A 24,377-nucleotide genomic window follows, 5' to 3' on the forward strand; every position below is an offset into this window, starting at 1 on the left:
CTAGTGGGACGCGGGGTCCATGGATGTCTCAGATTCGAGACAGAAAGTGCACGGCGCTGCTGTCGGTTCGGAGTGCCGCGCGGTGCAATGAGCAGGTGAACGACGTGAAGAACACAGCCGAGGTGATCGTCGGCACCGGACCGCTGGCACCCGCCGACGTCGTCGCGGTGGCGCGGTACGGCGCACGGGTACGGATCGACGACCAGGCGCTGGAAGAGATCGCGAAGTCGCGCGCGGCGATCGAGGCCCTGGCCCACGCGGACACTCCGCACTACGGCGTCTCGACCGGCTTCGGCGCGCTCGCGACCCGGCACATCGCGCCCGAGTTGCGAGCCCAGTTGCAGCGCAGCCTGATCCGGTCGCACGCGGCCGGCTCCGGACCCGAGGTCGAGACCGAGGTCGTCCGGGCGCTCGCTCTGCTGCGCCTGTCCACCCTCGCCACCGGACGCACCGGCGTGAAGGTCGAGACAGCCCAGGCGTACGCCGGTCTCCTCAACGCCCACCTGACTCCGGTGGTCCACGAGTACGGCAGCCTCGGCTGCTCCGGTGATCTCGCGCCGCTGTCCCACGTCGCGCTCGCGGTGATGGGTGAAGGCCCGGTGCGTGATGCCGAGGGCAACCTTCTCCCAGCAGGCGAGGCGCTGGCGGCGCACGGTCTGACACCGGTCGTGCTGGCGGAGAAGGAAGGCCTCGCGCTGATCAACGGCACGGACGGCATGCTCGGCATGCTGGTGCTTGCGCTGGCCGATCTCGACCGCCTGTTCAAGACCGCCGACATCGCCGCCGCGATGAGCGTCGAGGGACAGCTCGGCACCGACCGGGTGTTCGCCGAGGACCTGCAGGCGCTGCGACCGCACCCCGGCCAGGCCTTCGCCGCGGCCAACCTGCGCGCGATCCTCGCCGACAGTGCCATCGTCGCGAGCCATCGCGGCCCGGACTGCAACCGGGTCCAGGACGCCTACTCGCTGCGGTGCTCGCCGCAGGTGCACGGTGCGGCCCGGGACACCGCCGACCACGCCGCCACGGTCGCCGGCCGCGAACTCGCCGCCGCGATCGACAACCCGGTCGTCCTGCCCGACGGCCGGGTCGAGTCCAACGGCAACTTCCACGGCGCCCCGGTGGGCTACGTGCTCGACTTCCTCGCGATCGCCGTGGCGGACGTGGCCGGCATCAGCGAACGTCGTACCGATCGCTTCCTCGATGTCGCGCGCAACCACGGGCTGAACGCGTTCCTGGCCGACGATCCCGGTGTCGACAGCGGCCACATGATCGCGCAGTACACGCAGGCCGCGATCGTCTCCGAGCTGAAGCGGCTCGCCGTGCCGGCCAGTGTGGACTCGATCCCGAGCAGTGCGATGCAGGAGGACCACGTCTCGATGGGCTGGTCAGCCGCACGCAAGCTGCGCAAGGCGATCGACGGGCTCCAGCGGGTGCTCGCGATCGAGATCCTGACCGGCGCGCGGGCACTCGACCTGCGCGCGCCACTGACTCCGGCCCCGGCCACCGCCGCCGTCCGGTCCGCCCTGCGCGAGTACGTCGAAGGGCCGGGCACCGATCGCCATCTGGCCCCAGAACTCGAGCACTCCGTCCGCCTTGTTGCCGACGGCACCTACTTGTCCGTAGTCGAGGCCGTCACCGGCCCACTGAACTAGAAAGGCTGGATCACCCATGTCCGGACCCCGTCCCGTGCGCGCACCCCGCGGCACCACCCTCACCGCCCGCGGCTGGCAGCAGGAGGCCGCACTGCGGATGCTGCAGAACAACCTCGACCCCGAGGTCGCCGAGCACCCCGACGAGCTGGTCGTGTACGGCGGTTCCGGTAAGGCGGCCCGGGACTGGAACTCGTTCGACGCGATGGTCCGGACGCTGACCACGCTGAAGGACGACGAGACGATGCTGGTGCAGTCCGGCCGTCCGGTCGGCGTACTGCAGACGCACGAGTGGGCGCCGCGGGTGCTGATCGCGAACTCGAACCTGGTCGGCGACTGGGCCACCTGGGAGGAGTTCCGCAAGCTGGAGGCGCTGGGACTGACCATGTACGGCCAGATGACGGCCGGGTCGTGGATCTACATCGGCACCCAGGGGATCCTGCAGGGCACGTACGAGACGTTCGCCGCGGTCGCGGCGAAGAAGTTCGGCGGCACGCTGGCCGGCACCATCACGCTGACCGCCGGCCTCGGCGGCATGGGCGGCGCGCAGCCGCTGGCTGTCACCATGAACGACGGTGTGGCGATCTGCATCGACGTCGACTCCTCCCGGATCGACCGGCGGATCGAGCACCGGTACCTCGACGTCCGCGCCGACTCGCTCGAGGACGCGCTACGGCTCGCCGAGGAGGCCAAGAAGGCTCGCCGGCCGCTGTCGATCGGTGTCCTGGGCAACGCCGCGGTGATCGTGCCGGAGCTGCTCGAGTTGGGCGCGCCGATCGACATCGTCACCGACCAGACCTCGGCGCACGACCCGCTGATGTACCTGCCGGTGGGGATCGACTTCGACGACTGGTCCGCCGCCCGCGAGAAGGATCCGGCCGGTTTCACCGAGCGCGCGCAGGCCTCGATGGCCCGGCACGTCGCCGCGATGGTCGGCTTCCAGGACGCGGGCGCCGAGGTGTTCGACTACGGCAACTCGATCCGCGACGAGGCGCGCAAGGCCGGGTTCTCGCGCGCGTTCGAGTTCCCGGGCTTCGTGCCGGCGTACATCCGGCCGTTGTTCTGCGAAGGGAAGGGCCCGTTCCGGTGGGCGGCGCTGTCGGGCAACCCGGCCGACATCGCGAAGACCGACGCAGCGATCCTGGATCTGTTCGGAGACAACGAGCATCTGACCCGCTGGATCAAGATGGCCGGCGAGCGGGTCGCGTTCCAGGGTCTGCCGGCCCGGATCTGCTGGCTCGGCCAGGGCGAGCGAGACAAGGCCGGCGTCCGGTTCAACGACATGGTCGCCTCGGGTGAGCTCGAGGCCCCGATCGTGATCGGCCGGGACCACCTGGACACCGGCAGCGTGGCCTCGCCGTACCGCGAGACCGAAGGAATGCTGGACGGCTCGGACGCGATCGCAGACTGGCCGTTGCTGAACGCAATGGTGAACGTCGCCAGCGGCGCGTCCTGGGTGTCGATCCACCACGGCGGCGGCGTCGGCATCGGCCGGTCCATCCACGCCGGCCAGGTATCGGTTGCCGACGGCACCGACCTGGCCCGGCAGAAGCTGGAACGGGTCCTGTCCAACGATCCCGCGATGGGTGTCATCCGGCACGTGGACGCGGGCTACGACAAGGCCGCGGAGGTCGCGGCCGAGCAAGGCGTCAGGATTCCGATGCAGGAGTCCTGAGCCGGGATCATGTGACAGCGTGCGACCATGGCATTCTCCACCGTTATGGTGCACTTTCCCGGGGAACCGGATACCGGCCGACCGCGTGGTTTCGGTCTCCGGTTCCGCTAGGGTCTTTCGGGCGACCGACGACGAGCGCGAAGGGGCGCCATGATCGAGTTCGAGGACGTCACCAAGCGGTATCCGGACGGCACCGTGGCCGTCGACAACCTGTCCCTGCGGATCCCGAGCGGTCAGATCACCGTGTTCGTCGGGCCTTCGGGCTGCGGCAAGACCACGTCGTTGCGGATGATCAACCGCACGATCGAGCGCACCGGTGGGCGCATCTCGATCGACGGTGAGGACATCAACACCAAGGACGCCGTGACCCTGCGGCGCGGCATCGGCTACGTGATCCAGCACGCCGGCCTGTTCCCGCACAAGACGGTGGTGGACAATGTCGCGACCGTGCCGAAGCTGCTCGGCTGGGACAAGCGCAAGACCCGCGCCACCGCGATGGAGTTGCTCGAGCGCGTCGGTCTCGACCTCAAGCTGGCCGAGCGGTATCCGGCCCAGCTGTCCGGTGGCCAGCAGCAACGAGTCGGCGTTGCCCGCGCGCTCGCGGCCGACCCGGCGGTCATGCTGATGGACGAGCCGTTCAGCGCCGTCGACCCGATCGTGCGCAACCAGTTGCAGGAAGAGCTGCTCCGGCTGCAACGCGACATCGGCAAGACCATCGTGTTCGTCACCCACGACATCGACGAGGCGATCAAGCTCGGCGACAACGTCGCAGTACTGCGCACCGGCGGCAAGCTGGCCCAGTTCGCGCCGCCGGCCGAGTTGCTGGCCAACCCGGTCGACGACTTCGTCGAGAGCTTCATCGGCAAGGATCGTGGTTACCGAGCCCTGACGTTCGTCACCGCGGACGACCTGCGGCTGTCCGACGTACCAGCGGAGCTGACGGTGGCCGAGGACGGTACGCCGGTCGGCTGGCTGAACGGATCGGACCAGCTCGAGCCGGTCGGTGCGACCTTCCATCGCGGCGACTCGTTGCGGGCCGCGATGGACGCCGTACTGACGTCTCCGGTCGGGAAGGGCGTGTGCGTCGACGACTCCGGCAAGGCCGTCGGCGTGGTCGGGTACGAGACGCTGGCCGAAAGGCTGCGGTCGTGACGTGGATCGCTGACAACTGGTCGCTGATCTGGGAACAGTTGCGCGAGCACCTCTATCTGGCGCTGGTGCCGATGGTGCTCGGGCTGATCATCTCGATCCCGATCGGGTACATCGCCACCCGGTACAGCTGGCTGGCGAATCCGCTGGTCGCGCTCGGCGGTGTGCTCTACTCGCTGCCGTCGATCGCGCTGTTCATCGTGCTGCCGGCGCTGATCGGGACCAAGGTGCTGTCGGCGGCGAACATCATCATCGCGCTGACGATCTACGCGGTCTCGCTGCTGATCCGGAACGTGATCGACGGACTCCGTTCGGTGCCGGAAGACGTTCTCCAGGCCGCAGTGTCGGTGGGCTATGGGACCCTGCGAAGAGTGCTGACAATCGACCTGCCCATCGCTGTCCCGGTGATCATCACCGGGGTGCGCGTCGTCACGGTCGCGAACATCTCGATGGTGAGCGTCGGCGCGATCATCGGCATCGGCGGGCTCGGTGAGTTGTTCACGCTCGGCTTCCAGCAGGACTTCCTCACCCCGATCATCGTCGGCGTGGTGCTCTCGCTGCTGCTGGCCCTGCTGTGTGACGTGCTGCTGGTCGGGCTGCAGCGGGTGCTGACGCCGTGGGCGCGGGCGACCGCACCGATCAAGGAGGTGACCGTATGATCCAGGGCCTCCTCGACTTCCTCACCGATCCGGCCAACTGGTCCGGCCCTGAGGGCATCATCCATCGGCTGCTGCAGCACCTGGCTTACACGGGCCTGTCACTGCTCATCGCGGCGGTGATCGCGTTCCCGATCGGCCTGCTGATCGGGCACACCCGCCGCGGCGCGTTCGTCGCGATCAACACCGTGAACGCCTGGCGCGCGCTGCCGACGCTCGGCCTGCTGACGCTGATCGTGCTGCTGATCGGCATCGGCGTGGTGCCGGTCATCATCGCGCTGGTCGTCCTCGGCGTACCGCCGATCATGGCCTCGACGTACGCCGGAATCGCGGCCGTGGACCGAAGTACCATCGACGCCGCGCGGGGGATGGGCATGACCGGACGGGAGATCCTCACCAAGGTGGAGATCCCGATCGCGCTGCCGCTGATCATCTCCGGCGTGCGCAGCGCCACCCTGCAGATCGTGTCCACCGCGACCGTCGCGGCGTACGTCGCACTCGGCGGCCTGGGGCGGTATGTGATCGACGGGCTCGGCGTCCGCGACTTCCCGCAGATGCTGGCCGGCGCCTTCCTGGTCGCCGTCCTGGCCATCGTGCTCGACCTGCTGTTCGCCCTGGTCGCCCGCTACGCGGTGTCGCCCGGTCTCACCGGCCGGCTGCGCAGAAGCAGCACCACGACCACGACCTCGACCGCTCCGGCACCGGCCGGCGCGAACTGAGAACGGACCCTGGAGGACCCCGTGTTCAGAAGAACCTTCATCCGCAGTGCCATTGCCGCGTCGGCGGTCTTCGCCCTCGCGGCCTGCGGAGGTGGTGAGGACCCGCTGTCGAGCGGCAACGACGCCGGCGGCGGATCGGCCCCCGACAAGGTCGACTCGATCACGGTCGGGTCCGCCAACTTCGCCGAGAGCCAGTTGCTCGCCGAGATCTACGCCCAGGCGCTGGAGGCCAAGGGCGTCAAGGTGACCAAGAAGCTCAACATCGGTGCCCGTGAGGTCTACATGGCCGCGATCCAGGACAAGTCGATCGACCTGCTCCCGGAGTACACCGGTGCCACCTTGGTCTACTTCAAGAAGGACGCCACCGAGAACGAGGCCGAGGCCGTCTACAAGGCGCTGCCCGGCGTACTGCCGAGCGGCCTGGAGGTGCTGGACAAGTCGCCGGCCGCCGACGAGGACGCGATCGTGGTGACGAAGGCCACCGCGGACAAGTACTCGCTGAAGTCGATCGGCGACCTGAAGCCGGTGAGCAACACGATGCTCGCGGGTGGTGGGCCCGAGTTCAAGACGCGCGAGGCCGGCCTGGCCGGCATGAAGGACAAGTACGGCGTCGAGTTCAAGGAGTTCAAGCCGCTCGACCCGGGTGGTCCGCTGAGCCTCAAGGCGCTGCTGGACAACACCATCCAGGTGACCCAGTTCTTCACCACGCAGTCGTACATCAAGGACAACAACCTGGTCATCCTCGAGGACCCGGAGCACATCCACCTGCCGAACAACGTGGTCCCGCTGATCCGCACCGACCACAAGAGCCCGGACGTCGCGTCCACGCTGAACGCGGTGCAGGCCAAGCTCACCACCGAGGGCCTGACCGACATGGTGAAGCGGATCGACGTCGGCAAGGAGAGCGCTGACGCGGTGGCCAAGGACTGGCTGTCGAAGAACCCGCTGTCCTGACCTTGAGCTTCGAACAGATGTGGGCGGCGCTGGCCGCCATCGGCAAGGACCCGTCCACGGGCGGGTACCACCGAGGCGGCTGGACCCCCACCGAACGCACGGCGACGCACTGGTTCCAAGACCAGTGCGCCGCCCGAAACCTGACCCTCGAATCCGACGGCCTGGGCAACCTCATCGCCTGGTGGGGGCCTTCCGGCCAGCCAGGTGTAGTCACCGGGAGTCATTTGGATTCGGTGATTGAGGGTGGGGCTTTTGATGGGCCTTTGGGGGTGGTTTCGGCGCTGGCGGCTGTGGATCTGTTGCGGCGCGAGGGGTTCACGCCGAGTGTGCCTATCGGGGTGGGGGCGTTTGTCGAGGAGGAGGGGTCGCGGTTCGGGATGCCTTGTTTGGGGTCCCGGGTGGCGGCCGGCGTGTTGCCTGCCGAGAAGGCGTTGGGGTTGAAGGACCGCAGCGGCGTGACTCTCGCGCAGGCGTTGGAAGCGGCAGGGACGGATCCGGCCGGCGTAGGACCATCGGCGTTCCTCGACCGGATGGGCACGTTCATCGAGCTGCACGTCGAGCAGGGCCGCGGACTCACGGCACCGGTCGGTGTGGCCAGCTCGATCTGGCCGCACGGCCGCTACCGGTTCACGTTCAGCGGCGAGGCCAACCACGCAGGTACGACGCTGATGGAAGACCGCCACGACCCGATGCTCACCTACGCCATGACCGCCCTCGCCGCGAACAAGCAGGCCCGCCTCGCCGGCGCCCGCGCGACCTTCGGCCGGCTCTCCGTCGAGCCCAACGGCACGAACGCCGTACCGTCCCGGGTCACCGCCTGGCTCGACGCCCGAGCAGCCGACGACGCAACCCTGAACTCGTTGCTCGCAGCAATCACCAAGCAAGCCACCGAACGCGCCGAGCGGGACGGTACGACGCTCACCGTCACACCCGAGTCCGTCTCACCCATCGTGGACTTCCCGGCCGACCTCCGCGACCGCCTGGTCGGCGTACTGAATGGCGCACCAGTGCTCCCAACAGGCGCCGGTCACGACGCCGGCGTGTTCTCGGCCGCCGGGATCCCCACCGCGATGCTGTTCGTGCGGAACCCGACCGGCATCTCGCACTCCCCGGCCGAGTACGCCGAGGAGGACGACTGCCTGGCCGGCGTCGAGGCCCTGGCCGCCGTACTGCGGGATCTCGCGAAGTGACGTCGTACTGGTGCGCGCGGGCGCTGCTCCCGGGCGGCATCGCCGACAACGTGCTCGTCACCATCGTGGACGGCCGCTTCACCGCGGTCGAGACCGGCGCGGACCCCGGCGACGCGACCCGCCTCGACGGCCTCGTCCTACCGGGCCTCGCGAACTGCCACAGCCATGCCTTCCACCGTGCGCTGCGCGGCCGCACGCAGACCGAGCGCGGGACGTTCTGGACCTGGCGCGAGCAGATGTACGCCGTCGCCTCGATGCTCACCCCGGAGTCGTACTACGCCCTCGCGCGAGCCGTGTACGGCGAGATGCTGCTCGCCGGCATCACCGCCGTCGGCGAGTTCCACTACCTGCACCACGCCCCCGGCGGGCGCCGGTACGACGATCACAACGCGATGGGTACGGCGCTGATCGCGGCGGCCCGCGACGTCGGCATGCGCATCACCCTGCTCGACACCTGCTACATCGCCGGCGGCATCGACCAACCGCTGAACTCGGTCCAGGAACGCTTCAGCGACGGCGACGCCGCGAGCTGGGCCGCCCGTGTCTCACTGCTCACCGGCTCCGACGACGTCGTGATCGGCGCGGCCGCCCACTCCGTCCGTGGCGTGCCGCAGGAGCAGCTCGGCGCAGTCGCCTCGGCGTTCCCCGACGTACCACTCCATATCCATCTGTCCGAGCAGGTCGGGGAGAACGCCGCCTGCCTGGACGCGTACGGCCGGACCCCGGCGCAGGTGCTCGATGAGGCCGGGTTCCTCAGCGGCCGGACGAGTGCCGTCCACGCGACCCACCTCACCGATGTCGACGTCGGGTTGCTCGGCAGTTCGGCGACGTACTCGTGCTTCTGCCCGACCACCGAGCGGGACCTGGCCGACGGCATCGGCCCGTCAGTGGCGCTGCGCGACGCCGGGTCGCCATTGACGCTCGGGTCGGACAGCCACGCGGTGATCGATCTGTTCGAGGAGATGCGCGCGGTGGAGCTTGACGAACGGCTCGCCTCGCGGGAGCGCGGCCATTGGTCCGCGTCGGAGCTGCTGAAGGCCGCGACGACCGATGGTCACCGGTCACTCGGGTTCGCCGACGCCGGGATGATCGAGGTGGGTGCGCGCGCCGACCTGGTCGCCGTGCGCCTCGACAGCGCCCGTACGGCAGGCACCGGCGGGACCGTGGAGACGGCGGTCTTCGCGGCCTCGGCCGCGGACGTGACCGACGTGATCACCGGCGGCCGGCATGTAGTTGCTGGAGGCAAACACATGACGATGGACGTTACCGCCGAGCTCGAGGCGTCGATCGCGGCGGTGACGGAGTGACGTCGCTGCTGCTGACCGGCATCGGTTCGCTGGTGACCAACGATCCCGCTCGCGGTGGATTGCTCGGCGAGGTGCGCGATGCCGCGCTGGTGATCGAGGGCAGCACGGTCGCGTGGGTCGGATCGCGGCGGGAGGCGCCGGCCGCGGACGGTGCGATCGACGTCGGCGGACGCGCGGTGATCCCGGGCTTCGTCGACTCGCACTCGCATCTGGTGTTCGCCGGTGACCGGGCCGAGGAGTTCGCCGCCCGCATGACAGGTACGCCGTACTCCGCCGGCGGGATCCGGACCACGGTCGCGGCGACCCGGCAGGCGACCGATGAACAGTTGACCGCGAACGTCGCCCGGCTCGTCACCGAGATGCGGCGGCAGGGGACCACGACGGTCGAGATCAAGTCCGGGTACGGCCTGACGGTCGCGGACGAGGCGCGGGCGCTGGAGATCGCGGGACAGTTCACCGACGAGACGACGTACTTGGGTGCGCACGTCGTAGCGGCGGAGTACGCCGACGATCCGGCGGGCTATGTGTCGCTGGTGACCGGGCCGATGCTCGAGGCGGTCGCCGGGCATGCCAAGTGGGTCGATGTGTTCGTGGAACGCGGCGCATTCGACGAGGACCAGGGCCGCGCGATCCTCGAGGCCGGCCTCGCTCGTGGTCTGGGCGCCCGAGTGCATGCGAATCAGCTCGGCGAGGGGCCGGGTGTCCAGCTGGCCTGCTCGGTCGGCGCTGCCGCGGCTGACCACTGCACCTACCTCACCGACGCGGACGTCGACGCCCTCGAATCCAGCGGAGTCGTCGCCGGGCTGCTCCCCGCGATCGAGTTCTCCACGCGATCGCCGTACCCGAATGCTCGCCGCCTCATCGACGCCGGCGTCACCGTAGCCCTCGCAACCGACTGCAACCCAGGCTCGGGCTACTCCTCGTCCATGCCCTTCTGCATCGCCCTGGCAGTCCGCGAGATGCACATGACGCCCGACGAGGCCCTCTGGTCCGCCACCGCCGGCGGCGCCGCCTCCCTCCGCCGCACCGACGTCGGCCATCTGACCCCCGGCGCTCAAGCCAACCTCACAGTGCTCGACGCCCCCACCCACCTACACCTCTCCTACCGCCCCGCCGTACCCCTCATCTCCCAAACCTTCGTAGCCGGCCGCCCGGGGTGAGTCGGACCGCCGCCACTCACCAAGTCCACCCGCGGTTGAGGCATCACGCTCGGAACCGCGTCTAAGCTGCGTGGAGTTTGAGCTTGGTGAGTGGCTGGTGTCCGCGCGTCCGCTCGACGGCCGCCACCACCCACTCACCGTCGTACATCACGTCCTCCCAGCTGAAGCGAAGGATCCGCCAACCTCGGACGGCCAGGTTCACGTGCCTGCGGCAGTCCCTAACCAGCGCCCGGCGGGTGCCGTGATGTTCGAACCCGTCGGCCTCCAGGCCGATCCGCTGGCCGGGATGCGCGAGGTCGAGCCGCGCCGAGAACTCATCGTCCTGAACCACCAGTTGGGGCACGAATCCGTCAATCCCCGCGTCGATCAGCAAGGCGCGCAGCGCTGACTCCAGCACCGATTCCGCCCGTCCGTCAGCAAGCGCGACGATCTGCTGGATGCGGCGCCGATGTGGTCCGCGGAGCTTCGCCGCCCCATCCAGGATCTCGTCGTGGTCGACGCCTGCACGCAGGGCAGAGTCGGCAACCGCGAGTGCCTCGGCCAGCGGCAGGATCCGGATGCAGTCGAGGACGGTCCGGACGGGCGTCGTCGCGTCATCCAAGGAAGCCACATCTGCCCAATGCAAGACGCACGGGAGTCCGGTCCGACGTCGAACTCGGCCTGGAGGCAGGGTGACATGCGGCAACGGTGGCAGGTTGATCACCCCGAAGCCCCAGTGGTCTGCCGCGCTCAAGTGAGACACGACGCCTCCGTGGCTGCGTGCGGCCGTCAAGGCGGGTGGCGCCTCCGGCAGAGCGTAGACACCTTTCGCGACGCGGCGAATCTGTCCCGCCGCCAACGCATCCCGGATCGCCCGTGCGGACACCAGGGCGCGTAGATCGGCGAAGGTCGAACTCCCGCTGCGTCTGCCGAGTACCTCGGCCACGTCTGCCACGACCCCATGATGGTGGGCTGCGGCGGACCGGCGACGTGGGTTGTCCACAGGCGGACCGCCCGCACTCACCAAGGGCTCCCGAGGCGCCCGACACCGCCTGCTCCGAGCGCGCGGCTGCACGCGGCGGCCGACTTACTGAGTGGTGGCGGTCCGCAAATCAGATGCGGTCGTCCCCCGGCGCCGTCATCCTGGGGGTATGGACAGGGAGTTGAGGGTTCGGTTGCGGGACGCTTTCACGTGGCGTACGGATCGGGGCGTGTGAAGTAGTTACGCCGACATCACCGGGTGGTGGCGGGACGCCGGGTTGTTGCGGGAACTGGGGCCGGCGTTGGGGAGTTTGTACGACGTGACGCCTACGGTCGTGGTCGGGCCGGTTTCGCGGGGTGCGTTGGTTGGCGCGTTGACGGCGGCGGCTCTTGGGGTCGGGTTCGTGGAGATGCGGAAGAACCAGGCGCCGGCGACCGACAGCGATCGGTGGGTGCAGCGGACGACGGCACCGGACTACCGCGACCGCCACGTCGTGTTCGGCTTCCGCCGGGACCTCGTCCGGGCTGGTGACCGAGTGCTTCTGGTCGACGACTGGGCGGATACGGGCGCAACCGCGGTCACTGCCCGCCAGTTGGTGGAGGACAGCGGCGCGCAGTGGATCGGTGCGGCCTGCATCGTCGATGCCCTCACCGACGCCAGATTGCGCCACGACCTCCCACTGCGGGCGCTGCTCAACATCCGAACGCTGTGATCAGAGATCCTTCGCCATGAGCGCCATGGTGGCGCCGGTGGGCAGGCGTTGCTTGCCCACCTCGGTGTACCCACGGGACGCATGGAAGCCCAGACCGGCCGGGTCGGGCGGGTCGGAGCGGACCCGGGCGACAACCCGGTCGAACGGCTTCGCAGCTCGCTCGATCGCGCGGTAGACCGCCGTGCCGATGCCACGGCGGCGGCGCTCCTCGGCGACCACTATCCGCTCCACCAGCAGGAACCGGTCGGCGTACGTCGCGGCGAACCACTCGAACTCGAGCCCGTCGTACGCCGACCCCGGCGTGAAGGTGAGGACGAAGCCGACCGGACGGCTGTCCTCCTCGACCACGACAGCATGAGCTGCGATCAGGCGGAGCCAGTCCAGCCGGGCAGGTCCGAGCGGCTCGACCAACCCTTCCGCGGTGGCATTCAAAGCAAGCACCGCGGCGTCGTCAGCGGTTGTCATCGGGCGGAGCTTCACGGTGAACACCCTCCCACGGAAAGCCTTGTCCAGGGCAGGGGTCAGTTCGGGTCCACCCTGGCCTCTCCCTGGCCGTGACCCGGAAAATCGGGGGTCGCCTTGGGAATGACCCACGGGGTGTGCAATGTTGAGCCAGGTGTACTCAAGTTTGTTCGGTCACGGATTTGAATCCGAGGCGGTCGAACGGCAACATTGAGTCTGCATCACTCAAGTTTCCGGGGGTGCGGGGGTCGTCCCCCGGACTCACTCAGTGTGGAGGTAAGCACATGGCCCGCGCGGTCGGTATCGATCTCGGTACGACGAACTCCGTCATCGCCGTACTGGAAGGTGGCGAGCCCACCGTCATCCCCAACGCCGAGGGAGCGCGCACGACGCCCTCGGTGGTGGCTTTCGCCAAGAACGGCGAGGTCCTGGTCGGCGAGGTGGCGAAGCGCCAGGCCACCACGAACGTCGACCGCACCATCCGCTCCGTCAAGCGTCACATGGGCGAGAGCTGGAACGTCAGCATCGACGGCAAGAAGTTCACCCCGCAGCAGATCAGCGCGTTCGTGCTGCAGAAGCTGAAGCGGGACGCCGAGGCGTACCTCGGGGAGCAGGTCACCGACGCGGTCATCACCGTGCCGGCGTACTTCTCCGACGCGCAGCGCCAGGCGACCAAGGAGGCCGGCGAGATCGCCGGTCTGAAGGTGCACCGGATCGTCAACGAGCCGACCGCGGCCGCGCTGGCCTACGGCCTGGACAAGGGCACCGAGCAGACCATCCTGGTCTTCGACCTCGGTGGTGGCACGTTCGACGTGTCGCTGCTGGAGATCGGCGACGGCGTCTTCGAGGTGAAGGCGACCAGCGGTGACAACCACCTCGGTGGTGACGACTGGGACGCCCGCATCGTGCAGTGGCTGGTGACGCAGTTCAAGAACAAGAACGGCACCGACCTGTCCGGCGACAAGATGGCCATGCAGCGCCTCACCGAGGCCGCCGAGAAGGCCAAGATCGAGCTGTCCGCCGCGGCCGAGACCACCATCCACCTGCCGTACCTGAGCCTGACCGAGTCGGGCCCGCTGCACCTGGAGGAGAAGCTCTCCCGGGCCGAGTTCCAGAAGATGAGCAACGACCTGCTGGAGCGCGCCCGCGCCCCGTTCAAGGCCGTCATCAAGGACGCCGGCATCGACGTGTCGAAGATCGACCACGTCATCCTGGTCGGCGGTTCGACCCGGATGCCCGCGGTGGCCGACCTGGTCAAGGAGCTGACCGGTGGCAAGGACCCGAACAAGGGTGTGAACCCGGACGAGGTCGTGGCCGTCGGCGCCTCCCTGCAGGCCGGTGTGCTGAAGGGTGAGGTCAAGGACGTCCTGCTGCTCGACGTGACCCCGCTGAGCCTGGGCATCGAGACCAAGGGCGGCGTGTTCACCAAGATCATCGAGCGCAACACCACGATCCCGACCAAGGGCTCGGAGATCTTCACCACCGCCGAGGACAACCAGCCGTCGGTGATGATTCAGGTCTACCAGGGCGAGCGGGAGATGGCGCGCGACAACAAGTCGCTCGGCAACTTCGAGCTGACCGGCCTGCCGCCGGCGCCGCGCAACGTGCCGCAGATCGAGGTCACCTTCGACATCGACGCGAACGGCATCGTGCACGTCAACGCCAAGGACCTGGCCACCGGCAAGGAGCAGCGGATGACCGTCACCGGCGGTTCGGCGCTGCCCAAGGACGACATCGACAAGATGGTCCGCGACGCCGAGCAGTACGCCGAGGAGGACCGGCTGCGCCGCGAGGCCGTCGAGTCCCGCAACCAGGCCGAGGGGCTGGTCTACCAGACCGAGAAGTTCCTGTCCGAGAACGAGGACAAGGTCCCCGACGACGTCAAGACCGAGGTCAAGGACGGCGTCGCCGAGCTGAAGAAGGCCCTCGAGGGTGAGGACGCCGACGCGATCAAGGCCGCGTCGGAGAAGCTCGCCCAGTCCAGCCAGAAGATGGGTGCCGCGATGTACGCGAACGCCCAGGCAGCCGGCGGCGGCTCCGAGGAGAGCGCGACGGCGGACGACTCGGCGAACAGCAGCAGCAACGACGACGACGTCGTCGACGCCGAGATCGTGGACGAGGACCGGCCGCAGGACAAGACGGAGGACAAGTGACGGATCGACCCACTGGCAGCGAGTTCGGCGACGGCGAGCCCGTCGTCCGGGACAAGCGCCGGATCGACCCGGACACCGGCGCGCTGCGGGAGCCTTCCGAGGCTCCCGCACCGGGCCCCCAGCCGGGCATGCCGGGCACCCCGGGCGCACAGCCGCCGCGGGATCCCTCGGACTTGATCGGCCCGTCTGCCCAGGAGGCACTGTTGACCGAGGCGTTGGCCGAACGTACGGCGGACCTGCAGCGACTGCAGGCCGAGTACGTCAACTACAAGCGCAGGGTGGACCGGGACCGGGAGGCGAGCCGCGAGCTCGTCATCGGCACGGTGCTTACCGAGTTGCTCGGGATCCTGGACGACATCGGCCGGGCCCGCGAGGCCGGCGAGCTCGAGGGCGCCTTCAAGGCGGTCTCGGAGTCGCTGGAGCGGGTCACCGAGAAGCTCGGCCTGGTGCGGTTCGGCGAGAAGGGTGACACCTTCGACCCGCGCATCCACGAGGCCCTGCTGCACAACTACTCCGACGAGGTGGACGGCCCGACCGCGACGATGGTCATGCAGCCCGGCTACCGCCTCGGGGAGCGGGTCCTGCGGGCGGCCCGGGTGGCCGTCTCGGAACCGACCGAGCAACTACCTGGTGACGCCACGCAGGACGGCGTACCGGCGGAGAGTGCAGATGACGACCAGGCCGCGGACAAGTCCGCGGAGTAGGCGACACGACGGGAGGGGAGGCGTCGGATGAGCACGAAGGACTGGCTCGAGAAGGACTTCTACAAGGTTCTCGGCGTCTCCAAGACCGCCGAGGCCGATGAGATCAAGAAGGCCTATCGCAAGCTGGCGCGCAAGTACCACCCCGACTCCAACGCCGGGGACGCCAGCGCCGAGGCCAAGTTCAAGGAGGTCTCCGAGGCGTACGACGTCGTCGGCGACCCGAAGAAGCGCAAGGAGTACGACGAGGCGCGCCGGCTGTTCGGCAGCGGCGGCTTCCGGATGCCGGGCGGCAGCGGACAGGGCGGCGGCGGGTTCAACTTCGACGTCGGCGACCTGTTCAACCGCGGTGGCAGCGGAGGCAGCGGCGGTGGCCTCGGCGACATCCTGGGCGGCATGTTCGGCGGTGGCGGCCGGACCACGACCACCTCGTCGACGGCCCGGCCGCGGCGTGGTGCCGACATCGAGACCGAGGCGTCGATCGAGTTCGCCGAGGCCGTGAACGGTGTCACCGTGGCGTTGCGGATGACCAGCGACGAGCCGTGCAAGACCTGTCGCGGTACCGGCGCGAAGTACGGCACGGTGCCGAAGGTCTGCCTGAAGTGCGAGGGCACGGGCATGCAGACCTCGGTCCAGGGCGGCGTGTTCGCCATGACCGAGCCGTGCACCGAGTGCAAGGGCCGCGGCCTGGTCGTCGACCAGCCGTGCGAGACCTGCCACGGCTCCGGCCGCGGCCAGTCGAGCAAGACCATGCAGGTCCGCATCCCGGCGGGCGTGCAGGACGGTCAGCGGATCCGGCTGAAGGGCAAGGGTGCGGCCGGCGAGCGAGGTGGCCCCGCGGGCGACCTCTACGTCACCGTGCACGTGCACACCCACCGGATCTTCGGCCGCCAGGGCGAGCACCTGACGCTGAACGTCCCGGTGAGCTTCACCGAGGCGGCACTGGGTGCCGAGATCAAGGTGCCGACCCTGGACGGTATGCCCGTCACGGTCCGGATCCCTGCTGGTACGGCGAACGGCAGCAAGCTGCGCGTCCGTGGCAAGGGCTCGGTCCGGCGGGACGGCACGAAGGGCGACCTGCTGCTCACCATCGAGGTGCAGGTGCCGCACGAACTGACCGAGGAGCAGCGCGCCAAGCTGCAGGAGTTCAACTCGGCCTCGGAACACCCTGACCTGCGGGCCGGGCTGTTCGGGAGTTCCTGATGGGCCTCCCGTTCAGCCAGGTGCCGACCTGGGACGACCGCACCCCGATCTACGTGATCTCGGTGGCGGCCCAGCTGGCCGGCATGCACCCGCAGACTCTGCGCCAGTACGACCGGCTCGGCTTGGTCACGCCGAGCCGGGCGTCCGGCCGCGGCCGGCGGTATTCGGCGTACGACGTGGCGAAGCTGCGCTACGTGCAGCACCTGTCCCAGGAAGAGGGCGTCAACCTGGCGGGAATCCGGCACATTCTCGCGCTACAGTCCGAAGTGGAGGACCTGCGCAAGCGGGTCAACCAGCTCCTGGCAGAAGTCCAGCGGGGTGTGGGTGTGTCCCGGCAGAGCAGTAGCAGCCGGGTCTTCTCGGCCGGTCCGGCCGGCGACGTGATCGCCATGGGCCGGCAGCAGACCACGACCCGGTGGATCCGGACCCAGCCGCTCGAGCTGGGACCGCGCTGACCGGCGCCGCCACACCGGCCACGGGTCAGCCGCTGACCCCCTCCGACCACCGGAGGTGTTCCGATTCCCCCCTCGGAGCCTCCGGTCCGTGGAGGCCGTCGTCCCCCCGACGCCTCCACCGCCGAAGGTGTGCTCTCCCCCCAGCACCCTTCGGCCCCCGCAGGGTGGTCCGTTCCAGGACCGCCCTGCGGTTCGATCACAGCAGCAGCCCCCGGCCGGACCGGGGGCTTCTCGCGTTCATCTGCCGGTCACTCGCGGCCCTCGTCCGGCTTGGCCCGGCGGCATACCCTGGCGGGGTGACGCTGAGCCTGCAGACGGACCGGCTGCTGATCCGGGACTGGGAAGAAGACGACGCCGACGCCGCGCTCGAGATCTACGGCTCGCCCGACGTGGCGCCCTGGCTGTCTCCGGCCATCGACAAGGTGACCGACGTGGCCACCATGCGCCTGATCCTGCAGGCCTGGATCGAGGCCCAGCCGAACTTCGTCCCGCCGGCCGGCCGGTGGGCGATCACCCGCCGCGACGACGGCGAGGTCGTCGGTGGCCTGCTGATCCGGCTGCTGCCGCCGTACGAGGAGGATCTCGAGATCGGCTGGCAGTTGCGGCCGAGTGCCTGGGGCAACGGGTACGCGACCGAGGCCAGCCGCGCGCTGATGCGGTGGGCGTTCAAGGACGGCTCGACCGACGAGCTCTTCGCCGTCGCCCGCCCGAACAACAAGCGCGCCATCGCGACCGCCGCCCGGCTCGGGATGGTCTGGGTCGGCGAGACCGACAAGTACTACGACCTGACCCTCCAGGTGTACCGCATCCGCGCAGCCGAGTTCACCAGCTGAATGGGGGTGGCCGCAGCCACCCCCATTCGCGCTACTTCAGGCCGTAGGCCTTGGTGATCTCCTGGAACAGTTTGTTGCCCTTGGCATCAACGGCGGTGATGCGGAACGACGGTGACTGCTTGGCCGTGACAGTCGTCGTGTATTGCGCTGAACCGGTCTGCCGCAATGGCAGGCGGGTCCACTGCTGGCCGTCGTACGACAGCTCCAGCTGGACGGTCTTGAACTTCGCCGACTGGGAACCGGCCTGGTGCCTCAGACCGAGTCGGACCTCGGTCGGCTTGCCGGACTGCACTCTGCTGAGCGGATCCGCGGCCGGTACGTCGAGATCGGCCAGCACGAGCGGCATGACCTCGTCCTCACTGCCCTGCGTCCGGAACGTCCACTCCGACTGCACCCGGGTCGAATACTGCCAGAACTCGTGCTCCCGCGCGGTGTCCATCGTGATCTTGTAGTCGGCGCTGTCGGCCGGCACATCGGCCCACAGTGCGGAGGCCGGCTCCGACGCGACCACGAGACCGTTGCGCTCCACCGTCAGCACAGTGCCCCCGACGTCGATGTCACCCATCTCGTCCGGTCCGTGCCGGTACGGGTTGATCACGACGGACAGTCCACCGTCGAAACGTTGTACTCCGGCCAGTGGCGTCGCGGCCACCGGGAGACCGGAGTTCTGCACCGGCGCTACCCAGCGGGCCGAGGTGTGCTGACCGGCGCGGTAGACGCGCTCGGTGCTCGACACACCCATCAGCTGGTCTCCGCCGTTGTTGAGCGCCAGTGTGCTCGACCAGCGGATCTGGTCGTTCCCGAGGATGTACGACGTACGCCGGGCCGGAGTACTGAACGCCGGTGCGAGCCACCCACCGAAGATGAAGCCCGCAGGCGTGGTGGCGTACCGCGTCTCCGAGGTGGGCATGCTCTCGGCGTGCGACCCGAACACCTCGTCGACCCTGGCGAACTGGTTGGGCTGGGCCGTCACCGTCGGGTTGGCAGGCACCTGGTTCCGCCAGGGGATCGCCAAGTCATAGACGTACGGCGTCGCCGCCTGGCCGATGATCCGGACCGTGCCCTGGTGCTCGAGCAGGCGACGGACAGTCTCCCGGGAGGTGCGCATCGCCGGGATGGTGGCTGCCTCGCCCTCACCGGTCGCCCAGTAGGCGTTGACTCCGTTGTCGCCTGCCACATCGGGGTTGTAGAGCAGCGCGGCCGCCGCGCCCGCGTCCTGGGCGGCCTTGACCAGCTTGCCGTTCCAGTCCTCGTCCTTGAACTTGATCACCGCAAGCTTCCCGCGCACGTCCTGCAGGTCCTCGCTGACCTGGAGGTCCTTCTCTCCGGTGAACCGCGGACCGAAGTAGTAGTCGAGCACGGCGTACTGGTCCTTGCCGGCAGTGATCCGGTACGGCGGAACCTCCAGCCGCGACGCGGTGGCGAACTCACTGGTCCCCGTGGCCGGCTTGCCGACCGGTGTGGCCGTGAAGACCCGCGGTGCGCCGGTGGTGCTGATGGAGTTGCCTCCGGTGGGAATCCCAGCGGTGTTGAACCGGGTGTAGACCGCACCGCGCTCGCGAGCCGTCAGACCGGACTGGCCCTTGACCTTCAGATCGACCGGCTTGCCGCGCCGCGCATCGAGGGTGACCGTGGCGTCCTTGGTGAGGTTCGCCTCTGGGCCGACAGCCAGGTCGAAGTGCTCCAGTTCGCTGTCGGTCGCTTCGCTGAAGAACACCACACTGGCCTCGTACTTGCCCGGTGCGAGGCGGGCGGTGGCAGTGCCGTTCTGCATGATCACGCCGCCGGGGATGCTGACCGGATCGCCGTCGAGTCTGCTGATGGCGACCTGACCGGCGCCGGGCGCGCCGGTGCGAGTGATGCCCTTGATGGTCAGGTTGTAGAGCTCGGGCTCCGCATACCAGCCGTACGTCGTGACGATCGGGTCCGCACCTTCGGCAGAGGCGCTGATCCGGCCGGAGAACGTGCCTGCTCCGGCGGCAGCGCGGTTGGCGGTGACCGTCACTGTGGCCTCGCCGTTGGCCGGGATAGTGAGGTGGTCGGTGCTGAGCTCGACGGCGGCCGGACCGGCGGTCAGTTGCAGGGAGACCGCCGTACTCGTGGGGTTGCGGTAGGTCAGGACGCGGCTGACTTCGTCATCGGCCGGGTAGGGCCAGCTGAGGCGGCCGAGCTCCAGCTCACCGGAGTCCACTGTCACGCCGGCGTCGGTGGCCTGGTCCGCGTCTACTCGACCGGCGCCTTGCTCGTCGACGGTGTTGTTGGGCTGTGGGTCGGCAGTGGAGATCAGACGTTCGCGGAGCTGGCTGAACGACCAGTCCGGGTGTGCCTGCGCGAGCAGGGCCGCCGTACCGGCCACATGTGGCGTGGCCATCGACGTACCACTCAGCTTGGTGTAGTTGTCGTCGACCGGCTCGCCGAGGCTGGTGCCTGCGGCGCGGGCCGCGACGATGTCGGTGCCTGGTGCCGAGATCTCCGGCTTCAGCGCGCCGTCGCCGTACCTCGGGCCGCGGCAGGACCTGTCGCTGACCGAGCCGTCGCGCAGCAGGTTGCCGACGGCCAGCGCGTCGTCGGCCGCCGCGGGGGAGGTGACGGTGGCAGGCTCGGGTGCGAAGCAGTTGCCTGCAGCAACGACGAAGAGGGTGCCGGTGTCGCGGCTGAGCCGGTTGACCGCCTGGGACAGGTCGTCCGTGCCATCACTCGGTTCCCCGCCGCCCAGGCTCAGGTTGACCACATCCGCGCCTTGCGCGGTGGCCCACTCCATCCCGGCGATGATCCCGGAGAACTCACCGCTGCCGTAGTCGTCGAGGACCTTGCCGTTCAGCAAGGTGGCGTCGGGGGCGACGCCCTTGTACTTGCCACCCGACGCCGCGCCGTTGCCGGCCGCGATGCTCGCGACGTGCGTGCCGTGGCCGTAGTGGTCGCCGGCGTCCTCGGTAGGGGTGAAGTTCTGCGAGGCCGCGATGCGGCCGGCGACATCCGGGTGCGTGGCGTCGATGCCGGTGTCCAGGATGGCGATCTTCGAGCCCTTGCCGGTCAGGCCGCGCTGCCAGGCCGCAGGTGCGCCGATCTGCGGAACGCTCTGGTCCAGGCTGACCTTGACCTTGCGGTCCAGCGTCACGCGCTCGACCTGCGGGTTCTTCCAGAAGGCGGTGGCCTCGGTCTTGGTGATCGCCGCGGCCCGTGCGCCGATGCTGTCGAGAGTCCGGCTGCTCGCCGCGCCCGGGATCGTTGCCTGCTTGGCGCGTGCGGTCGCGGTGGCCTCGGAGCCGGCGTAGTGGACGATCACTGGCATCGTGGCCGAGTGCGCATCGTCACGCTGCTCCGCGATCAAGGTGGTGACGTCGAACAGGGACCGGTCGAGCTTGCCGCTGGTGACATCAGCAGCGGCTGCCGTCGGTACGACGTACGTGTGGCCGCCGGACAGTGTGGTGATCGCGGAGTCGGAGCTGCTGTGGCGGTCCGGCTCGAACACGATCGCCGGCGGGCGTCCGGCGTACTGAGTGACCTGGATGCGGTCGCCCGTGATCAGAGTGATGCGCGTGGTGGTCGCCGCGGACCCGGGGACCGGTTTGGCGCTCGCGGGCAGGGCGACGGTGCCGCTGAGGGCGACAGCTACGCAAAGGAGTGGAATGGTCCAGCGATGTCTTCGCAAGGAGAGCCTCCGGGGCGGAACGGGCACAGGGTTTCCACGACGGAGGACGCCGTACCGAGGCCGAAGGTTCTGTCCCGACCCTGAGATTTCCCCGGGATTTCCCAGAGTTGAGTGGAATGGACTCAAGTTTGGATAGGTTGTACCCAGTGTTTGCTGTTGCTTGAGCTGAAAGGCTGGAACCCCTATGGACGTTCAGCGGTTGACGACGCTGGCCCGGGAAACCCTGTCGGTCGCGATCCGCCAGACCTCCTCGGCGGGCAATCCGACCGTCGAACCCATTCATTTGCTCTCCGCGCTGCTCGCGCAGCCCGAGGGGACGACCGTCGGCCTGCTCGAGGCCGCCGGCGGTGACCTCGACGCGGTACGCCGCCGGACCGCCGAGCAGTTGAGCCGCCTGCCGAAGGCGAGCGGCGGCAGCGTGCAGGCGCCGAGCCTGTCGCCGAAGACCGGCGACGTCCTGAGCCAGGCGGAGCAGCGGGCCCTCGGGCTCGGGGACGAGTACGTCTCCACCGAGCACCTGCTGATCGCGCTGGCCAGCGTCGAGGGCAACGCCAAGACCGCGCTCGGGGTCACTCCGGACGCGCTGCTGCAGGCGTTCGACCAGATGCGTGGCAACCGCCGGATCACCTCCCCGGAGGCCGAAGGCACCACCAAGACGCTGGAGAAGTACGGCGTCGACCTGACCGAGCGGGCCAAGGACGGCAAGCTCGACCCGGTGATCGGACGTGACTCCGAGATCCGCCGGGTCGTCCAGGTGCTGTCCCGGCGTACCAAGAACAACCCGGTGCTGATCGGTGAGCCCGGCGTCGGCAAGACCGCCGTCGTCGAGGGCCTGGCCCAGCGGATCGTGGCCGGTGACGTGCCCGAGTCGCTGCGCGGCCGTCGGCTGATCAGCCTCGACCTGGGCGCGATGGTCGCGGGTGCGAAGTACCGCGGTGAGTTCGAGGAGCGGCTCAAGGCCGTACTGACCGAGATCAAGGACTCCGACGGCCAGATCATCACGTTCATCGACGAGTTGCACACCGTCGTCGGCGCCGGTGCGACCGGCGACAGCTCCATGGACGCCGGCAACATGCTGAAGCCGATGCTGGCCCGTGGTGAGCTCCGGATGATTGGTGCCACCACCCTGGACGAGTACCGGACCCGGATCGAGAAGGACCCGGCGCTGGAGCGACGCTTCCAGCAGGTGTTCGTCGGTGAGCCGTCGGTCGAGGACTCGATCGCGATTCTGCGCGGACTGAAGGAGCGCTACGAGGCGCACCACAAGGTCGCCATCTCCGACTCCGCGCTGGTCGCCGCGGCCACGCTGTCGCACCGCTACATCACCGGCCGCCAGCTGCCGGACAAGGCGATCGACCTGGTCGACGAGTCCGCGTCCCGGCTGCGGATGGAGATCGACTCGTCCCCGGTCGAGATCGACTCGCTCCGGCGTACTGTCGACCGGCTGAAGATGGAGGAGCTCGCGCTGTCCCGCGAGGAGGACCCGTCCAGCCAGGAGCGACTCGGGCGGCTGCGCGCCGACCTCGCCGACCGTGAGGAGGAACTGCGTGCGCTCGAGGCCCGCTGGGAGAAGGAGAAGTCCGGCCTGAACCGCATCGGTGAGGTCAAGGAGCGCATTGACGAGCTCCGCGGCCAGGCCGAGCGGGCGCAGCGCGACGGCGACTTCGAGACCGCCTCCCGGATCCTGTACGGGGAGATCCCCGAGCTGACCAAGGAGCTGGAGAGCGCGTCGGAGGAGCCCGAGGTCGCCGAGGGACCGGACGCGATGGTCAACGAGGAGGTCGGCCCGACCGAGATCGCCGAGGTGATCGCGATGTGGACCGGCATCCCGACCGGCCGGCTGCTCGAGGGCGAGACCGGCAAGCTGCTCCGGATGGAGGACGAGCTGGGCCGCCGGCTGATCGGCCAGCGCGAGGCGGTCAAGGCCGTGAGTGACGCCGTACGACGGGCTCGCGCCGGCATCTCCGACCCGGACCGGCCGACGGGTTCGTTCCTGTTCCTGGGCCCGACCGGTGTGGGTAAGACCGAGCTGGCCAAGGCGCTCGCGGACTTCCTGTTCGACGACGAGCGCGCGATGGTCCGGATCGACATGTCGGAGTACGGCGAGAAGCACAGCGTCGCGCGGCTGGTCGGTGCCCCGCCCGGTTACGTCGGGTACGAGGAGGGTGGCCAGCTCACCGAGGCTGTCCGCCGCCGTCCGTACTCGGTGATCCTGCTCGACGAGGTGGAGAAGGCGCACCCCGAGGTCTTCGACATCCTGTTGCAGGTGCTGGACGACGGTCGGCTGACCGACGGCCAGGGTCGTACGGTCGACTTCCGCAACGTGATCCTGATCCTGACCAGCAACCTGGGGTCGGCGTACCTGGCGGACCTGGGGCTGGACGACAAGGCCAAGCGCGACCAGGTGATGGCGGTCGTGCGGCAGTCGTTCAAGCCGGAGTTCATCAACCGGCTGGACGAGATCGTGCTGTTCGACGCACTCGGCAGCGAGGAGCTGACGCAGATCGTCGCTCTGCAGATCAAGGCGTTGCAGCGCCGTCTGGCCGATCGCCGGATCACCCTGGATGTCGACGAGGGCGCGATGGAGTGGCTGGCGATGACCGGATACGACCCGGTGTACGGCGCTCGTCCGCTCCGCCGGCTGGTGCAATCTGCCATCGGTGACGAGTTGGCCCGGAGCCTGCTCAACGGCAGTGTCCGGGACGGCGACACCGTCAACGTCACGCTGAACGAGGCAAAGGACGCGCTCGACGTCAGTCCTGCCTGAGTCGTTTGAATGCTGGGCC

Annotated in this window: 19 protein-coding genes; 16 read left to right on the forward strand and 3 right to left on the reverse strand. The window is 69.0% G+C overall.

Going from position 1 to position 24,377, the window contains the following annotated elements; translation table 11 throughout:
• The first annotated feature begins 104 nt into the window (after nt 1-104).
• The 9 genes from hutH (at nt 105) to hutI (ending at nt 10,459) form a co-directional block, all read left to right on the forward strand.
• Nucleotides 105-1,652 carry a histidine ammonia-lyase gene (gene hutH, locus E0H73_RS34855; protein ID WP_131363669.1) on the forward strand — a complete coding sequence of 516 codons (1,548 nt, stop codon included), beginning with the start codon at nt 105-107 and terminating at the stop codon, nt 1,650-1,652.
• 16 nt (nt 1,653-1,668) lie between these two features.
• Nucleotides 1,669-3,324: a urocanate hydratase gene (gene hutU / locus E0H73_RS34860; protein ID WP_131363671.1), complete on the forward strand. Its 1,656-nt coding sequence runs from the start codon at nt 1,669-1,671 to the stop codon at nt 3,322-3,324.
• A gap of 150 nt (nt 3,325-3,474) precedes the next feature.
• On the forward strand, nt 3,475-4,476 hold the full coding sequence (locus tag E0H73_RS34865; RefSeq protein WP_131363672.1) for an ABC transporter ATP-binding protein: 1,002 nt from the start codon (nt 3,475-3,477) through the stop codon (nt 4,474-4,476).
• The gene (locus E0H73_RS34870) at nt 4,473-5,132 is read left to right on the forward strand and encodes an ABC transporter permease (RefSeq protein ID WP_131363674.1); all 660 of its coding nucleotides are present in this window, start codon (nt 4,473-4,475) and stop codon (nt 5,130-5,132) included. The genes E0H73_RS34865 and E0H73_RS34870 overlap by 4 nt, the downstream gene beginning before the upstream one ends.
• Nucleotides 5,129-5,848, forward strand: coding sequence for an ABC transporter permease (locus E0H73_RS34875; protein WP_131363675.1), 720 nt, complete (start codon nt 5,129-5,131; stop codon nt 5,846-5,848). The genes E0H73_RS34870 and E0H73_RS34875 overlap by 4 nt, the downstream gene beginning before the upstream one ends.
• Nucleotides 5,849-5,869: 21 nt before the next feature.
• Nucleotides 5,870-6,802, forward strand: a complete 933-nt coding sequence (locus E0H73_RS34880) for an ABC transporter substrate-binding protein (RefSeq protein ID WP_131363676.1) — start codon at nt 5,870-5,872, stop codon at nt 6,800-6,802.
• Between the two features lie 17 nt (nt 6,803-6,819).
• Complete coding sequence (locus E0H73_RS34885; protein WP_131363859.1) at nt 6,820-7,992, forward strand: allantoate amidohydrolase; 1,173 nt, start codon at nt 6,820-6,822, stop codon at nt 7,990-7,992.
• Nucleotides 7,989-9,299 carry a formimidoylglutamate deiminase gene (locus E0H73_RS34890; RefSeq protein WP_131363678.1) on the forward strand — a complete coding sequence of 437 codons (1,311 nt, stop codon included), beginning with the start codon at nt 7,989-7,991 and terminating at the stop codon, nt 9,297-9,299. Before E0H73_RS34885 ends, E0H73_RS34890 begins: the two co-directional genes overlap by 4 nt.
• The gene (gene hutI / locus E0H73_RS34895; protein ID WP_131363679.1) at nt 9,296-10,459 is read left to right on the forward strand and encodes an imidazolonepropionase; all 1,164 of its coding nucleotides are present in this window, start codon (nt 9,296-9,298) and stop codon (nt 10,457-10,459) included. The genes E0H73_RS34890 and hutI overlap by 4 nt, the downstream gene beginning before the upstream one ends.
• A gap of 61 nt (nt 10,460-10,520) precedes the next feature.
• Here the strand turns inward: hutI and E0H73_RS47540 are convergent, their stop codons facing one another.
• Nucleotides 10,521-11,060 (reverse strand): endonuclease domain-containing protein, encoded by a 540-nt coding sequence (locus E0H73_RS47540; RefSeq protein WP_238164470.1) that lies wholly within the window; start codon nt 11,058-11,060, stop codon nt 10,521-10,523.
• Between the two features lie 679 nt (nt 11,061-11,739).
• Between E0H73_RS47540 and E0H73_RS34905 the strand changes: the two genes are divergently transcribed.
• On the forward strand, nt 11,740-12,132 hold the full coding sequence (locus E0H73_RS34905) for a phosphoribosyltransferase family protein (protein WP_238164471.1): 393 nt from the start codon (nt 11,740-11,742) through the stop codon (nt 12,130-12,132).
• On the opposite strand, the gene E0H73_RS34910 is transcribed toward E0H73_RS34905, so the two are convergent.
• Complete coding sequence (locus tag E0H73_RS34910) at nt 12,133-12,597, reverse strand: GNAT family N-acetyltransferase (RefSeq protein ID WP_131363682.1); 465 nt, start codon at nt 12,595-12,597, stop codon at nt 12,133-12,135.
• 281 nt (nt 12,598-12,878) lie between these two features.
• Between E0H73_RS34910 and dnaK the strand changes: the two genes are divergently transcribed.
• From dnaK to E0H73_RS34935, 5 genes are all read left to right on the forward strand, one after another.
• Nucleotides 12,879-14,747 (forward strand): molecular chaperone DnaK, encoded by a 1,869-nt coding sequence (dnaK, locus tag E0H73_RS34915; RefSeq protein ID WP_131363684.1) that lies wholly within the window; start codon nt 12,879-12,881, stop codon nt 14,745-14,747.
• Entirely contained in the window at nt 14,744-15,451 is a 708-nt protein-coding gene (gene grpE / locus E0H73_RS34920; protein ID WP_131363685.1) for a nucleotide exchange factor GrpE, read from the forward strand. Before dnaK ends, grpE begins: the two co-directional genes overlap by 4 nt.
• Nucleotides 15,452-15,478: 27 nt before the next feature.
• The gene (dnaJ, locus tag E0H73_RS34925; protein WP_131363687.1) at nt 15,479-16,651 is read left to right on the forward strand and encodes a molecular chaperone DnaJ; all 1,173 of its coding nucleotides are present in this window, start codon (nt 15,479-15,481) and stop codon (nt 16,649-16,651) included.
• Nucleotides 16,651-17,106 (forward strand): heat shock protein transcriptional repressor HspR, encoded by a 456-nt coding sequence (locus E0H73_RS34930; protein ID WP_131363688.1) that lies wholly within the window; start codon nt 16,651-16,653, stop codon nt 17,104-17,106. Before dnaJ ends, E0H73_RS34930 begins: the two co-directional genes overlap by 1 nt.
• Nucleotides 17,107-17,402: 296 nt before the next feature.
• Nucleotides 17,403-17,939, forward strand: coding sequence for a GNAT family N-acetyltransferase (locus tag E0H73_RS34935; RefSeq protein ID WP_131363690.1), 537 nt, complete (start codon nt 17,403-17,405; stop codon nt 17,937-17,939).
• Nucleotides 17,940-17,970: 31 nt separating this feature from the next.
• Here the strand turns inward: E0H73_RS34935 and E0H73_RS34940 are convergent, their stop codons facing one another.
• Complete coding sequence (locus tag E0H73_RS34940) at nt 17,971-21,591, reverse strand: S8 family peptidase (RefSeq protein WP_238164472.1); 3,621 nt, start codon at nt 21,589-21,591, stop codon at nt 17,971-17,973.
• Between the two features lie 184 nt (nt 21,592-21,775).
• Between E0H73_RS34940 and clpB the strand changes: the two genes are divergently transcribed.
• Nucleotides 21,776-24,358 carry an ATP-dependent chaperone ClpB gene (gene clpB, locus E0H73_RS34945; protein WP_131363692.1) on the forward strand — a complete coding sequence of 861 codons (2,583 nt, stop codon included), beginning with the start codon at nt 21,776-21,778 and terminating at the stop codon, nt 24,356-24,358.
• The last annotated feature ends 19 nt before the right edge of the window (nt 24,359-24,377 follow it).

It is taken from the genome of Kribbella pittospori (genome assembly GCF_004331465.1).
GTDB classification, from domain to species: domain Bacteria; phylum Actinomycetota; class Actinomycetes; order Propionibacteriales; family Kribbellaceae; genus Kribbella; species Kribbella pittospori.

What these genes read in the sequence shown, in the direction of transcription:
- E0H73_RS34885 (WP_131363859.1), top strand. Translation starts at nt 6,820, where the DNA reads ATGTGGGCGGCGCTGGCCGCCATCGGCAAGGACCCGTCCACGGGCGGG.
- dnaK (WP_131363684.1), top strand. Translation starts at nt 12,879, where the DNA reads ATGGCCCGCGCGGTCGGTATCGATCTCGGTACGACGAACTCCGTCATC.
- E0H73_RS34910 (WP_131363682.1), bottom strand. Translation starts at nt 12,597, where the DNA reads ATGACAACCGCTGACGACGCCGCGGTGCTTGCTTTGAATGCCACCGCG.
- E0H73_RS34875 (WP_131363675.1), top strand. Translation starts at nt 5,129, where the DNA reads ATGATCCAGGGCCTCCTCGACTTCCTCACCGATCCGGCCAACTGGTCC.
- clpB (WP_131363692.1), top strand. Translation starts at nt 21,776, where the DNA reads ATGGACGTTCAGCGGTTGACGACGCTGGCCCGGGAAACCCTGTCGGTC.
- dnaJ (WP_131363687.1), top strand. Translation starts at nt 15,479, where the DNA reads ATGAGCACGAAGGACTGGCTCGAGAAGGACTTCTACAAGGTTCTCGGC.
- E0H73_RS34865 (WP_131363672.1), top strand. Translation starts at nt 3,475, where the DNA reads ATGATCGAGTTCGAGGACGTCACCAAGCGGTATCCGGACGGCACCGTG.
- hutU (WP_131363671.1), top strand. Translation starts at nt 1,669, where the DNA reads ATGTCCGGACCCCGTCCCGTGCGCGCACCCCGCGGCACCACCCTCACC.
- E0H73_RS34930 (WP_131363688.1), top strand. Translation starts at nt 16,651, where the DNA reads ATGGGCCTCCCGTTCAGCCAGGTGCCGACCTGGGACGACCGCACCCCG.